Raw genomic sequence first — 13,241 nt, 5'->3', positions numbered from 1 at the left:
TTTGAATTACTGCATGAGGAGGTGTTCGCATGGCTCGCGTGCTGAGCCTGGTCTTCCGGCGAGTACTGACGCTGATCCCGCTGCTGTTCGGCATCGCGCTGTTCGTCTTCGTCATCATGCGGCTGTCGCCGGTGAACTCCGCGGTGTCCGCGCTGGGTGACAACGCCAGTGCCGCACAGATCGCGGCGTACAACCACGAGCACGGCCTGGACAGGTCGCCGCCGGTGCAGTTCGTCAACTTCCTCGGCGACCTGCTGACCGGGGACCTCGGCACCACGCACTCGCTGAACAAGTCGGTGTCGGCACTGGTCGGTGAGGCGCTGCCGGTCACCATCGAGCTGACGGTTCTGGGTGTCGCGCTCGCCTTCGTGATCGCGATGGTGCTCGGGATCGGCGCGGCGCTCTATCGTGACCGGTGGCCGGACCACCTGGTGCGCATCCTGTCGATGGCGGGGATCTCGATCCCGTCGTTCTGGTTGGCGTTGTTGCTGATTCAGCAGTTCGCGATCAGTCGCACGTGGCTGCCGAATGCCGGCTACGTCAATCCCGGGGACGACTTCGGTGGGTTCCTGCAGGCGATGGCGATGCCCGCCATCTCGCTCGCGCTGCCGGTGGGCTGCTCGCTGGCGCGGATCGTGCGGACCTCGATGGTGGAGGAGTTGGACAAGGACTACGTGCGCACGGCATACGGCGCGGGCCTGCCGCCATACGTGGTGGTCGGGCGCAACGTGCTGCGCAACGCACTGGTCAACCCGCTGACCGTGCTCGGGCTGCGGGTGGGCTACCTGCTCGGCGGCACGATCATCATCGAGGCGATCTTCCAGATGCCCGGGATGGGCACGCTGGTCATGCAGGCCGTCACGACCAACGACACGTCGCTGGCGCAGGGCACGATCCTGGTGATCGCCGGCTGCTTCGTGGTCATCAACCTGGTCGTCGACCTGCTCTACACGGTTGCGAACCCGAGGCTGCGAGGAGGCCACTGATGCGTGGATTTCTGGGTGGATATCGCGCGGGACTCACCCGCAAGCTGTCGAACAACCCGGGGACGAAGTCGATCAGCCTGTCCCGGCTCGGCATACCGTCCCGGATCGCGCTCGTCTTCGTCGCGGTGCTCGTCGTGGTGGCGATCATCGGGCAGTGGATCACCCCGCACGACCCGACCCGCACCGGACTGGGTGCGGTCGGCACGGGCCCGAACGGCAGTTTCTGGTTCGGGCTGGACTCGTCGGGCCGGGACATCCTGTCCCGGCTGATCGTCGGCACGCGGCGGTCGCTCGAAGTCGGCTTCGGCGCAGCGGCGTTCGCGCTGATCGCCGGCTCGGTGCTCGGTGCCGTCGCGGCGACCGGTCGCAAGGTGGTCGACGAGATCATCATGCGGCTGCTGGACATCGTGATGGCATTCCCGGCGATCGCGCTCGCGGCAGTGCTCGTCGTGGCCTACGGCAAGGACAGGCTGTCGGTGCTGATCTTCGCCATCGGGTTCGTCTTCATGCCGTCCATCGCCCGGGTCGTGCGGGCGAACGTGCTGTCGCAGTATGGCGAGGACTACGTCGCAGCCGAGCAGGTGATCGGCGCCCGCCGGTTCCACATCCTGCGCCGGCACGTGATGCGCAACTGTGCGGCGCCGGTGCTCGTCTTCGCCACCGTGATGGTCGCCGACTCGATCATCTTCGAGGCGTCGCTGTCCTTCATCGGCGGCGGCCTGCCCGGGCAGGCGGCGCAGTCGTCCTGGGGCTCGGTCATCGCCTACGGCCAGCAGATCCTGCAGGCCGGCGGGTGGTGGGCGACGTTCTTCCCCGGCGTTCTCATCCTGGTCACCGTGCTGTCGCTGAACGTGCTGTCCGAGGGCATCTCCGATGCGTGGGCGGCACCGGCCTCCCGTGCCACGGTGTCGACCAAAACAGCTGCGGCTGTTGCTGATCCGGTTGTCGGTAAGGGTGCGCCGGCCGAGGCCCTGCCGGGACTCGCGGTCGCGGCGCAGCGGTTGCGGGCGAGCGCCCGTCCGGTGCCGGACGCCGAGCCGATCCTGACCGTGCGGGACCTGCGGATCGGCTTCCCGGAGCGGCATCACGGCATCGCGATCGTCGACGGCGTCGACCTCGCGGTGCGTCCGGGTGAGGTCCTCGGTCTGGTCGGGGAGTCCGGCAGCGGCAAGTCGCTGACGTCGCTCGCCGTGATGGGCCTGCTGCCCAAGGGAGCCCACCTGACCGGGTCGATGATGTTCGACGGTGCGGAGCTGGTCGGCATGAAGCCGGGTCGGCGCCGGGCGCTGATGGGGCGCGACATCGCGATGGTCTACCAGGACGCACTGTCCGCGCTGAACCCGGCGATGACGGTCAAAGCCCAACTGCGACAGGTCATTCGGCGTGGCGGCACCCGGTCGGCGAACGAGCTGATGGAGCTGGTCGGCCTGGACCCGGAGCGGACTCTTGCGTCATACCCGCACGAACTGTCGGGTGGTCAGCGCCAGCGGGTCGTCATCGCGATGGCGCTCGCGCGCGACGCCAAACTGCTCATCGCGGACGAGCCCACGACAGCCCTGGACGTCACCGTCCAGGCGCAGGTGATCGAGCTGTTGCTGCGGCTGCGCGCCGAGTACGGCTTCGCGCTGATCCTCGTCAGCCACGACCTGGCGCTCGTCAGCGAGGTGTGCGACCGCGTCGCCGTGATGTATGGCGGCCGGATCGTCGAGGACGGCACGAGCGCGGACGTGGTGGCGCAACCGCAACACCACTACTCCCGCGGGCTGCTCGGCTCGGTGCTCTCGCTCGAAGCTGGTGCCGAACGGCTCACCCAGATCCGCGGCACGGTGCCCGCTCCGGCGGACTTCCCGGCCGGTTGCCGATTCGCCGACCGGTGCCCGGCGGCGACGTCGGTCTGTCACGAGGAGGTTCCGCAGCTGGTCGGCCATGGGACCAACCCCGACAGCCATCGGTCCGCGTGCCATCACGCGGTGACCGCAGACAGTCACGCTCCCGACCTGGTGAAGGTGAGCTCCAATGAATGACACTCCACTGCTGGAGGGCAGGAACCTGCACGTCACCCACCGCATCCGCGGTGGCGGTCTGTTCGGCAGCGGCCACGTCTACGCCCTGACCGGTGCCGACCTGACCATCGAGGCAGGGCGGACGCTCGGCATCGTCGGCGAATCCGGTTGTGGCAAGTCGACACTCGCGCGCGTGCTGGTCGGGCTGCAACGCCCGACCGAGGGCAGCCTGTTGTGGGAGGGCAAGGACGTCTGGTCGATGTCCCCGCGCGAGCGACGCAGCGTGCTCGGTCGTGGTGTCGGCATGATCTTCCAGGATCCGTCCGGATCGCTGAACCGGCGGATGCCGGTGTCCGAGATCATCCGGGACCCGCTCGACGTGCACCGCTGGAAGTCCCCGGCGGAGCGGGCCGCACGGGTCCGTCAGCTGATGGACCTCGTCGGGTTGCCCTCGTCGTTGGCGGATGCGCTGCCGTCGTCCCTGTCCGGAGGGCAGCGCCAGCGCGTGTCGATCGCGCGAGCACTGGCGCTGGACCCGTCGCTGGTCGTCGCGGACGAGCCGACCAGTGCGCTCGACGTGTCCGTCCGGGCCCAGATCCTCAACCTGCTGCTCGACCTGAAGCACGAGCTGGACCTGGCAATGGTGTTCGTGTCACACGACATTCAGACCGTGAAGCGGATCAGCGACCGGGTCATCACGATGTATCTCGGGCGCATCGTCGAGCAGGCACCGGCAACTCGATTGCCCGACGACGGGCGGCATCCCTACACGCGTGCGCTCTTCTCGGCCGCGCCGAGCCTGCTGCACCCGACCGACCCGATCCCGCTGGTGGGTGCGGTGCCGTCGGCGTCATCGCCGCCGAGCGGTTGCCCGTTCCGGACCCGCTGCTGGCGCGCCGATGACACCTGCAGCACCCGGATGCCCGCGTATGACGAGGTCGATGGCGACCACGTCGTGCGTTGCTACCACCCCATCGAATCCTCAACAACGACAACAGAACTGCTGCGCGAGGCGTCTGCCGACGACAACGCAGCTACAGCGCAAGGAGCGTGAACCGTGGCCACCCCCACCACCTACACCGGGGTCATCCCGCCCGTCGTCACTCCACTGGCCGATGACGGCAGTGTCGATCGTGGCTCGCTGGAGCGACTCGTGCAGCACCTGCTCGACGGGGGCGTTGACGGACTCTTCGCGCTCGGCAGCTCCGGCGAAACAGTCTTCCTCACCGACGCACAACGTGACGAAGCGCTGGACGTCATCGTGCACACGACCGCCGGCGCCGTGCCTGTCCTGGCGGGGTGCATCGAGCCGACGACGCCGCGAGTGCTGGAGCGCGTGCGCGCTGCCGAGCGGCTGGGAGCGGAGGCGTCGGTCGTGACCGCGCCGTTCTACGCGATCGTCGGGCCGTACGAGATCGAGCGGCACCTGCGGGCCGTGGCGGCGGCGAGTTCGCTGCCGGTGCTCGCCTACGACATCCCGGTCTGTGTGGGCCGGAAGCTACCGCTCGACCTGCTGCTGCGCCTCGCCGCGGAGGGCGTGCTCGCCGGGGTCAAGGACTCCAGTGGTGACGACGTCGCATTCCGGCAGTTGCGGCTCGGGCTGGACGAGCAGGACGACAACGGGTTCGCGCTGCTGACCGGTCACGAACTTGTCGTGGACGGCATGCTGCTCGCCGGTGCCAGTGGCTCGGTGCCGGGTCTGGGCAATGTCGACCCGGCCGGCTACACGCGACTGCATCAGCTTGCGGGGAAACAGGATTGGGCCGGTGCTCGGGCGGAGCAGGAGCGGCTCGGCCGGTTGTTCCGCATCGTCGACGCTGCGGATCCGGCGACCGCCGCGGGAGCCACGCGCGGTGTCGGTGCGTTCAAGTGTGCGCTGCACCTGCTCGGCGTCATCGATTCACCGGCCGTGTCGTTGCCGATGCGTCGCTTCGATGAGGCCGAAACCGGCCGGGTCCGTGAGCAATTGGAGCTTGCCGGGCTCGACGTCCGCCGATGAGCGATGTTGTGGGGTGTGCCGTCGGCGTGGACATCGGCGGCACCAAGACGGTCGCTGCGCTGGTCGATGCGGGTGGTGGCATCATCGGGCGCGCCGTCGAGGCGACGCCCGGATCCGACGGCCCGGACGCGATCCTGGCAACCGTCCTCCGACTGGTCAGAGCCGTGGCCGACGGCACCCGCCCTCGCGGTGTGGGGGTCGGCTCGGCAGGAGTGATCGATCATCGCTCCGGCGTGGTGCTGTCAGCGACCAGTGTGTTGCGCGATTGGGCGGGAACTCCTGTGCGCGAACGCCTTTCGGACATGACAGGGCTGCCGGTACGAGTGGTCAATGACGTGCATGCGCATGCCCTCGGCGAGGCGTGGGCCGGTGCAGCCGCCGGCGCGGAGTCCGTGCTGATGATCGCCGTCGGCACCGGAGTCGGCGCGTCCTTCGTGCGATCCGGGGAGGTCTGGTTCGGCGCACACGACGTGGCCGGCCATCTGGGGCACATCCCGGCCGCAGCGGCGGAGGGTCGCCCCTGCGTGTGTGGACGGACCGGTCATCTCGAGGCGGTCGCAGCCGGGCCGGCGATCTGCGCGCTGTATGCCGAGCGCACCGGTCGAACCGTCACCGACGTGCAGGAGATCGTTCGGTGCGCAGCGGCCGGATCAGCCGAAGCTGCAGGGGTGCTCGCCGAAGGCGGGCGCGCGTTGGGTGCAGCCGTGGGCGGTGCGATCAATCTGCTCGACCCGGAGGTCGTCGTGGTCGGTGGCGGCGTGGTCGGCGCGGGGGAGTTGTGGTGGGCACCGATGGAAAGTGCCTTGCGGGACCAGCTCCTGCCCACCACGGCAGGCATCCGGGTGGTCCGCAGCAAGCTCGGCAGCGACGCAGCACTCGCCGGAGCCGCCCGACTGGTGCTGGACGCCGACCGCAAGATGAAGGAAAGACATTGAGCATCAACGTCATTGACGCCCTTCGTGGACGTCTCATCGTGTCGTGCCAGGCATATCCCGGGGAACCGATGCGCGACCCGCGCACGATGACCCAGGTCGCCCTGTCGGCGGCTCGCGGCGGCGCTGCGGCGATCCGCGCGCAGGGCCTGGACGACCTGCGACTCATCCACCAGCACGTCGACCTGCCGGTCATCGGGCTCTGGAAGGACGGCGACGCACCGGTCTTCATCACCCCGACGCTGGAGCATGCGCTCGCGGTGGCCGAGACAGGTGTCGAGATCGTCGCGATCGACGGCACCGCGCAGGAACGCCCGGACGGCCGGACCGTTGCCGGGACGATCGCCGAATTGCACCAGCGCACAACGGCACTCGTGATGGCGGACTGCTCGACGCTGGAGGAGGGCCGCGCTGCAGCGGATGCCGGCGCGGATCTCGTCGGCACGACCTTGGCGGGGTACACGCCGTACACCGAGAAGACCGATGGGCCCGACCTGAAGCTCGTCGAGCAGCTCGCTGCCGCCGTGGACGTGCCGGTGGTGTGCGAGGGGCGCGTGCACACGCCGCAGCAGGCGAGGGCCGCGATCGAGGCCGGCGCATTCACTGTGGTGGTCGGCACCGCGATCACCCACCCCGCGACGATCACCGGATGGTTCGCCGACGCGCTGTAGTCAGTGCGGATGTCCCAACACGGCCCGGATGAGGGGGTCGGTGTCGGTGCCCGTGACGTAGGCGATGTTGACGGTGGCGTTCCAATGCGGAAGGCCTTGCATCGGAAGCTCTTTCAGTGATCCGGCGTCGAACTCGGCCCTGACATGATCCACTGCGAGAGCAGCCACGTGGCCGAAGTCGCGGGCGAGGGTGGTTGCGACGGAGGCCGGGGAGACCCAACTGACGTGTGAGCGTGGGACCCGGGCCCGGTCGAGCAGCGTGGCCAGCTGGTCCGCTTCGGCTCCCCACGTGTGCACGGCGAGGCGTTGCTCGGTCAGGTCTGCGAGTCGTATGGCGCCACGCGTGCGGAGCGGATGGTGCCGGGCGGCGACCCACCGGATCGGCGAGGTGCTGAACGGGCGGAGAGCGAGTCCTCGCGGGGCGCTGTCAGTGGTGACGAGACCGATGTGGGCGACCCCGTCGAGCAGCTGGCGGGTGATCTCGTGGCTGTGCGCGGCGCGGCAGACGACCTGGCAGGGCTGATGGGCGAGCGTCTCGACCAGGTCCGGGAAGACGCCGTCGGCGATCGACGCGGGCGCGAGCACCACGAACCGCCTGGTCTCGGCCGAGGCCTGGGCGGCGAGGCGGCCCTCGTCCGCGGCTTCCAGGCAACGCCGGGCGTATGGCGCGAACGCCTTTCCCGCGGGTGTGAGCACGACTCCACGAGTGGTGCGCTCGAACAGCCGAACACCGAGCGTGCGTTCCATCCCGCTGATGCGGGCGCTGACCGAGGGCTGTGCCTGGTGGGTGCTGGTTGCTGCTCTGCTCAGGCTTCCCTGCTCGGCCACCGTCAGGAACAACGTCAGATCACTCAAGCCGATCGCCATAGGGAAATCCTAGAGCAGCGCCAGTCAGTTGGGGGATTCTCTGTGGGGTCGTCGGCTGTGACGATCTCCTCATGGTGGATGCGGGGCGGGGGCTGAAGGCACGCGCGCCGTTCCCGGTCACCGGACTGCACGGGTGGCTCGTGCCCGCGGGCGCCGGCCGTGATGCGGTGGTCCTGCTCCAGGCACGGGGAGTGCGGGCGCTCGGTGACGGGGTCGTCAGCGTGGTGCTGGCGTCATACCTGACCTCGCTCGGCCTGACCGCCATACAGGTCGGAATGATCGTCACCGCAACGTTGTTCGGCTCGGCGGCGCTGACACTGGTGAGCGGCCTGCACGGCCATCGCGTCGAACGTCGTCGGTTACTGCGGTGGATGTCGCTGTTGATGATCGCCACCGGAGCGGCGTTCGCCTGCTGCACGGTATTCTGGCCGCTGCTGGTCGTGGCACTCGTCGGGACGCTGAACCCGTCCGCCGGGGACGTGAGCGCGTTTCTCTCCACGGAGCAGGCGCTGCTGCCCGCCACCGCGCCGCACGATGCGCGCACAGATCTCTTCGCACGCTACGCGTTGGTCGGGACGCTGGTCGCTGCGGTGGGTTCACTGGGCGCGGGGGTGCCGTCCTGGGTCGGTGGTCTGATCGGAGCTTCGGCGGCGACTTCACAGCGATGGATCTTCGCGGGCTACGCGATTCTCGGCGTCATCCTGCTGGCGCGCTACCGACGACTGAGTCCGGCGGTCGAGCCGTCGGGCGGGACCCAGCACTCGCCGCTCGGGGCGTCGCGGCCGATCGTCCATCGGCTGGCCGCGCTGTTCAGCCTCGACGCGTTCGGTGGCGGGTTCAGCATCACCGTCATCGTCGCCCTGTGGCTGCAGGAGCGCTTCGAACTCTCCCTCGTCGTGACTGGCCAGCTCTTCTTCTGGGCCGGTGCCCTCTCGGCATTCTCGGCGCTCGTGGCCGTGCGACTCGCCCGTCGGATCGGGCTCGTGCGCACCATGGTGTTCACCCACCTTCCGGCGAACGGGTTCCTGATCCTGGCCGCGCTCATGCCGACCGCACCGCTGGCGGTCGCCGCGCTCCTGGCGCGTTCGGCCCTGTCCCAGATGGACGTGCCGGTCCGCAACTCCTACGTCATGGCAGTCGTGTCGCCGGGCGAGCGTCAGGCGGCGGCGAGTATCACCAACGTGCCCCGCAGTCTCGCGGCGGCGGTCCCGCCCCTCCTCGCCGGGTGGCTGCTGGCGCACTCGGACTTCGGCTGGCCACTGATCATCGGCGGCGGGCTCAGAGTGCTCTATGACCTGGAGTTGCTGCGTCAGTTCCGTGATCTCACGCCGCCGGAGGAGGCGATGAAATCGCCTGCCGTTACACCTGATTCGGATGCGGAGCAGGCATCTTGCGAGACTGAAATTCTCTTGCGAGACGCTGGCGAAACCGGTGCCTGACGATCCATCGAAAACTAATGTTCCTCGCGCCCCGCGACACAAGCCGCCGGGGACTCACTCCTTCAGTAGCGGGGGATTTCACATGAACAAGAGCAAGAACATCCGGTTGGTCGGTTTCGTCAGTGCATTGGGTGTGTCGGCGGCACTTATCGCCGCTGCCTCCTCGAACACCGGGGCCTACTTCACCGACAGCGCCAACGGTCACCTCACGGGCAAGTCCGGGAGTCTGGTGCTCTCGCACGGCGCCACGTCGATCGACTTCACCGGCCTGAACCCGGGTGTCGACCAGTCTCAGAAGATCGATTTCAACGTCAAGTCCGGGTCGACGACCAACGCCGACATCTGGTTGGTATTCGATCCCACCTCCGCGGGATACGGCGCCTTCACCGGCGCCAACGGTGGAACGTACGGAGGTGTCGTCACGGGCGGCGGGCTGGGCCAGTACGGCCACTTCAAGGTGGCGGGGCCGGCCGGCACTTTCGATTCGTACAACCTCGCGCTCAAGACGGCCGGCGACGCCACCAACCCCAATGGCTACAGCAATACGACGTCGGCCAACACGTGCACGGTGAACAAGTACGGCCTCGGCGGAAGTAGCGTCCAGCACACCGTGGGCGCCGGTAACGACATCGCACAGTGTGGCGCGCCGGCCGCCATCTTGCTCCAGCAGAATCTCGCCCCCAACATCGCATCCAGCGCCACGATCACCTTCGGGCTCACCGGCAAGGCGGCGAACCAGAACACGACGTGGGCGAACGTCGGGTTCAAGATCGTCGCGACCCAGCCGGGCGTCGCTCCCACCGGCCCCACCTGGTAATCGGATCGGTCACCGCGGGTTGGGGGGGCGAGCACCTCGCGCCCCACCAACCCGCGCCGCACACCTGAGGAGTTAGCCGTGCACATCCACCGTCGGGTCGTCTGGGCGTTCGTCGCGCTCGTGTTCCTGGGGCTCGTCGCGGTCGGCGTCGCCGGCTGGCAGCAGGGCTATCGGGCGTACGTCATACACACCGGATCGATGAATCCCACTCTCGTGCCTGGGGATCTGATCATCGATAGGCCTGCGGCGACGCAGCACTTGCAGCCGGGCGACATCATCACCTTCCGGCACTCGGCCGGTCCTGATCTGGTGACCCACCGGATCACGAGCGTCGCCGCCACCGGCATACACACCAAGGGCGACGGCAACAGTACGGCGGACGTCTGGACGATCTCGCCGCACATGGTGCAGGGCGTCGAGCAGACCCGGCTGCCGCTGATGGGCTACGTCGCGGTGTATTTCAGGCAGCCCACCGGCGTCGGGTCGCTGGTGACGTCGTTCATCGGGTTGTTCCTGCTGTGGCGGTTGTTCTTCCCGCCGGACGAGCCACTGCGGGGAGCGCTGCCGTCGGCGGTGTGAAACCACCGCCGCTCGGACACGCCGGAGCCGGCGGGCCGTGCGCTCCACCGCACCGCCCGCCGGCTCCGACACTGCTCAGGATCGCTTGAAGTGGATGACGTGCTGGAAGTCCGCCTGGGCGTTCGACAGGTGCACGTGGCTGCGGGTGCCGTAGTGCAGCGGGTTGTTCCAGTTGTACTCCTCGACGTCGAACGAGCCGTCCTTGTGGACCTTGTTGATGTAGGCGACGTGGCCGACCTTGTGGACGTCGTTGACAGCGATGCCGCCGACGACCGGCTTCTTGTCGACCTTCAGGTGCGCACCGCGCGCGGCGTTGTCCCAGGTGCCGGCGTTGCCGAAGTGCTGGCCCTTCCAGTCGTTCCGAAAGCCCTTGACCCCGAGCCGGTCGACGACACGGAATGCCGCGAACGCGGTGCAGTTGTCGGCCGCGAATCCGTAGGTCTTGTGGTTGAAGTCGTCCCGAGGCGTCTGGCCCTTGCCGGGCTTGCCCGGGTTGCAGTCGGGCACGCCGGGCGCCCGCCCGTCGGTGCCGGTCTTGACGTACTTGTCCGGCACCCACGTCTTGTCGGACGTCTTGTTCCACAACGCCGAGCCGTAGTACTCCTGGCAGACGACCGGGACCTTGTGGCCCTTGCGGTACTGGTTCTCGACGTGCCCCGGCGCGTTCGCGGGCTGGCCGATCCTGGCGCGGCCGTTGATGTCGACCTTCGCGGTGAACTTGTGCACGGTTGCTGCGTGCGCGGTGCCGCCGGAGGCGGCCCCGAGGCCGGTGCAGAGGGCGGTGGCCGCCAGGAGGGCGGTGGTGGTCTTGGTCTTCGTGCGCATGATGGTTCTCCTTCTCATCGGTTGTCCGTCAGGGGTGGTGTTCGAGGTATGGCACCGTCGCGTCGTGGTCACTTGAAGGGGCGGGCCGCCTGCTTGTTCCAGTCGGAGGCGTGGAAGGCCGAGATCCGCACGCTGTGGGAGTTGCGCGGCGTGGCGGCCTGGGCCACCTTTCCCTTGCCCATGTAGAGACCGACGTGGTCGGTCGGCGAGCCCTGGAACACCAGGTCTCCGGGCTTGAGTGAAGAGGTCGACACCTTCGCGGCCCCGGCCAGCTGTGCGCCCGTGTAGGAGCCGATGTCCTTGCCGGCTCCCTTCCAGTAGGAGTAGAGCGTGTAGCCCGAGCAGTCGAAGCCGAAGCGGTTCGAGTCGTCCTTCCCGCTCGGGGAGGGCGTCGTTGCGCCATACGCCGGACCGCCCTTGCCGCCGGCGCCCCATGCGTAGGTGAGTCCCTTGCCGGTCTGTGACCTGGCCACCTTCAGCACTCGGGAGATCTTCTGGGCGCGGGTGCCAGTCGTCGGGCCGGCGGGGCCGTTGTTGCGGCCGTGGACGCGGTGGCCGGAGCCGTCGTCCTCGGAGCAGAGGGAGACCCCGGGCGCCCGCCCGTCGGTGCCGGTCTTGACGTACTTGTCCGGCACCCAGGTCTTGGCGGAGGTCTTGTCCCACAGGGCGCCGTCATGGTGCGCCTGGCAAGTCACCGGGACCTTCTCGCCCTTGCGGTACTGATTCTCGATGTGGCCGGGAGCATCGGCGGGCTGGCCGATCTTGGCCCGGCCGTTCAGGTCCACCTTCGCCGGGAACCTGTGGGTTCCCGCTGCGCTGGCCGGACTCGCTCCCTGCATCGAACCGATACCGGCCAGGCTGCCCGCGATCGCCAGGCAGGCGACGCCCGCTCGGACCGTCCGGAACCTGCTCGTGCTCTGCTGTGTTCTCATCGTTCGCACCTTTCGTGTCGGATGGCTACACATTCGGGGTGCGGATCGGGTGTCCGGTACCGTGTACGGCGCGAACTGCCCGGTATGACGCGGATCTGACACGCGATCTGACAGCTGCAGCTGTCCTCGACGATCGTGCTCGAGAGGGAGCGATGACAGGCCAGGACAGCAACAACGCGGACCCGCGGGTGCGCTCAGGGGTCGAGGGTTTTGCGGAAGTGTTGTCAGCCGCCCGTCAGCAGGCCGGCGACCCCTCGTTCCGGAAGATGGCCGGTCGCTCGGGATGCATCTCGCACACAACGCTGCACGAAGCGACCAAGGGTTACCGCTTTCCGAGCTGGTCGACGACGGCCGAGTTCGCCAAGGCGATCGGTCGCGATCCGGCCGATTTCCGGCAGCAGTGGGAGCAGGTCGACCGTCTGGTCAATCCGCCGGAGCCTGAGTTCCGGGCCCACGAGGAGCCGGCGGCGGAGCCCGAACCACGGGAAGCGCCCGCGACGGTCGAGCGCGAGAGCACCGGGTCGACCAGGGCCGCCGCGCAACCGACCGGACCCTCGCGGGCCTGGGCGATGCCTGTCGCCCTGGTCGGTCTCGTCGTCCTGGCCGCTGCTCTGGTCACGGTGTTCGTGATGCACCGGGACACCGCTGCGGCCGGGGCCGGCCCGTCGTCCGCCCGCTCGTCGACTCGCCCCACTCAGGCGATGGCCACGGGGATCCCCAGCACACCGGGCGCGACGGCACCGTCGGCGCCCACTGTCGGTTCCTCGTGTCCGGCCATGGACACACGGCAGGACGTCCCGCCGCTCGTCGCCGGAGACCACGCGTTCTTCGCCAAGGACGTCACCTACTCCGATTGCAGCCATGTCAGGCCGGGACAGCAGTTCGTCAAGGAATTCGACCTGAAGAACACCGGTGACGTGATGTGGAGCGGTCGCACGATCGTGCGCAGCGACCTACCGCTGACGAAGAACAGTTGCCGCACCGCGGTGTCGACGCCGATCCAGGACACCGCGCCCGGGGGAGTGGCGCGGATCGAGGTCAAGGTCACCGCGCCGAAGAAACCCGGGCTGTGCGTCGTGCGGTGGATGATGGCGGACCACGGGCGCTGGTCCTTCCCCGGGCAGAAGCCCTTCAAGGCCCAAGTGGTCGTGACGCCGAAATAAGTGCCCCCGGCATGATTCGAACATGCGA

The 13,241-nt window shown here is 68.4% G+C and carries 13 protein-coding genes; 10 read left to right on the top strand and 3 right to left on the bottom strand.

Going from position 1 to position 13,241, the window contains the following annotated elements:
- Positions 1–29 precede the first annotated feature (29 nt).
- From VG502_RS12130 to VG502_RS12105, 6 genes are read left to right on the top strand one after another with little or no spacing between them, the layout of a single operon-like run.
- On the top strand, positions 30–986 hold the full coding sequence (locus tag VG502_RS12130; protein ID WP_325550320.1) for an ABC transporter permease: 957 nt from the start codon (positions 30–32) through the stop codon (positions 984–986).
- Positions 986–3,010 carry a dipeptide/oligopeptide/nickel ABC transporter permease/ATP-binding protein gene (locus VG502_RS12125; RefSeq protein ID WP_325550319.1) on the top strand — a complete coding sequence of 675 codons (2,025 nt, stop codon included), beginning with the start codon at positions 986–988 and terminating at the stop codon, positions 3,008–3,010. The genes VG502_RS12130 and VG502_RS12125 overlap by 1 nt, the downstream gene beginning before the upstream one ends.
- Positions 3,003–4,043, top strand: a complete 1,041-nt coding sequence (locus VG502_RS12120) for an ABC transporter ATP-binding protein (protein ID WP_325550318.1) — start codon at positions 3,003–3,005, stop codon at positions 4,041–4,043. The genes VG502_RS12125 and VG502_RS12120 overlap by 8 nt, the downstream gene beginning before the upstream one ends.
- Positions 4,044–4,046: 3 nt before the next feature.
- A complete protein-coding gene (locus tag VG502_RS12115; RefSeq protein WP_325550317.1) occupies positions 4,047–4,988 on the top strand; it encodes a dihydrodipicolinate synthase family protein in 942 nt (313 codons plus the stop codon).
- Positions 4,985–5,923, top strand: coding sequence for an ROK family protein (locus tag VG502_RS12110; RefSeq protein ID WP_325550316.1), 939 nt, complete (start codon positions 4,985–4,987; stop codon positions 5,921–5,923). The genes VG502_RS12115 and VG502_RS12110 overlap by 4 nt, the downstream gene beginning before the upstream one ends.
- A complete protein-coding gene (locus VG502_RS12105; RefSeq protein ID WP_325550315.1) occupies positions 5,920–6,591 on the top strand; it encodes an N-acetylmannosamine-6-phosphate 2-epimerase in 672 nt (223 codons plus the stop codon). The genes VG502_RS12110 and VG502_RS12105 overlap by 4 nt, the downstream gene beginning before the upstream one ends.
- On the opposite strand, the gene VG502_RS12100 is transcribed toward VG502_RS12105, so the two are convergent.
- Positions 6,592–7,458 (bottom strand): LysR family transcriptional regulator, encoded by an 867-nt coding sequence (locus VG502_RS12100; protein WP_325550314.1) that lies wholly within the window; start codon positions 7,456–7,458, stop codon positions 6,592–6,594.
- A 71-nt stretch (positions 7,459–7,529) separates the two neighbouring features.
- Here VG502_RS12100 and VG502_RS12095 point away from each other — a divergent pair, with 71 nt between their 5' ends.
- From VG502_RS12095 to VG502_RS12085, 3 genes are all read left to right on the top strand, one after another.
- The gene (locus tag VG502_RS12095) at positions 7,530–8,897 is read left to right on the top strand and encodes an MFS transporter (RefSeq protein ID WP_325550313.1); all 1,368 of its coding nucleotides are present in this window, start codon (positions 7,530–7,532) and stop codon (positions 8,895–8,897) included.
- 82 nt (positions 8,898–8,979) lie between these two features.
- Positions 8,980–9,714, top strand: coding sequence for a hypothetical protein (locus VG502_RS12090; protein WP_325550312.1), 735 nt, complete (start codon positions 8,980–8,982; stop codon positions 9,712–9,714).
- Between the two features lie 78 nt (positions 9,715–9,792).
- On the top strand, positions 9,793–10,293 hold the full coding sequence (locus tag VG502_RS12085) for a signal peptidase I (RefSeq protein WP_325550311.1): 501 nt from the start codon (positions 9,793–9,795) through the stop codon (positions 10,291–10,293).
- Positions 10,294–10,368: 75 nt separating this feature from the next.
- Here the strand turns inward: VG502_RS12085 and VG502_RS12080 are convergent, their stop codons facing one another.
- Positions 10,369–11,118: a CHAP domain-containing protein gene (locus tag VG502_RS12080; protein ID WP_325550310.1), complete on the bottom strand. Its 750-nt coding sequence runs from the start codon at positions 11,116–11,118 to the stop codon at positions 10,369–10,371.
- A 68-nt stretch (positions 11,119–11,186) separates the two neighbouring features.
- Positions 11,187–12,050 (bottom strand): C40 family peptidase, encoded by an 864-nt coding sequence (locus VG502_RS12075; protein WP_325550309.1) that lies wholly within the window; start codon positions 12,048–12,050, stop codon positions 11,187–11,189.
- A gap of 152 nt (positions 12,051–12,202) precedes the next feature.
- Here VG502_RS12075 and VG502_RS12070 point away from each other — a divergent pair, with 152 nt between their 5' ends.
- The gene (locus VG502_RS12070) at positions 12,203–13,213 is read left to right on the top strand and encodes an NBR1-Ig-like domain-containing protein (RefSeq protein ID WP_325550308.1); all 1,011 of its coding nucleotides are present in this window, start codon (positions 12,203–12,205) and stop codon (positions 13,211–13,213) included.
- Positions 13,214–13,241 lie beyond the last annotated feature (28 nt).

It is taken from the genome of Flexivirga sp., assembly GCF_035551235.1.
GTDB lineage: Bacteria > Actinomycetota > Actinomycetes > Actinomycetales > Dermatophilaceae > Flexivirga.
Note: the sequence above shows the minus strand (reverse complement) of the source record. Positions and strands in the feature narration are given on the sequence as shown.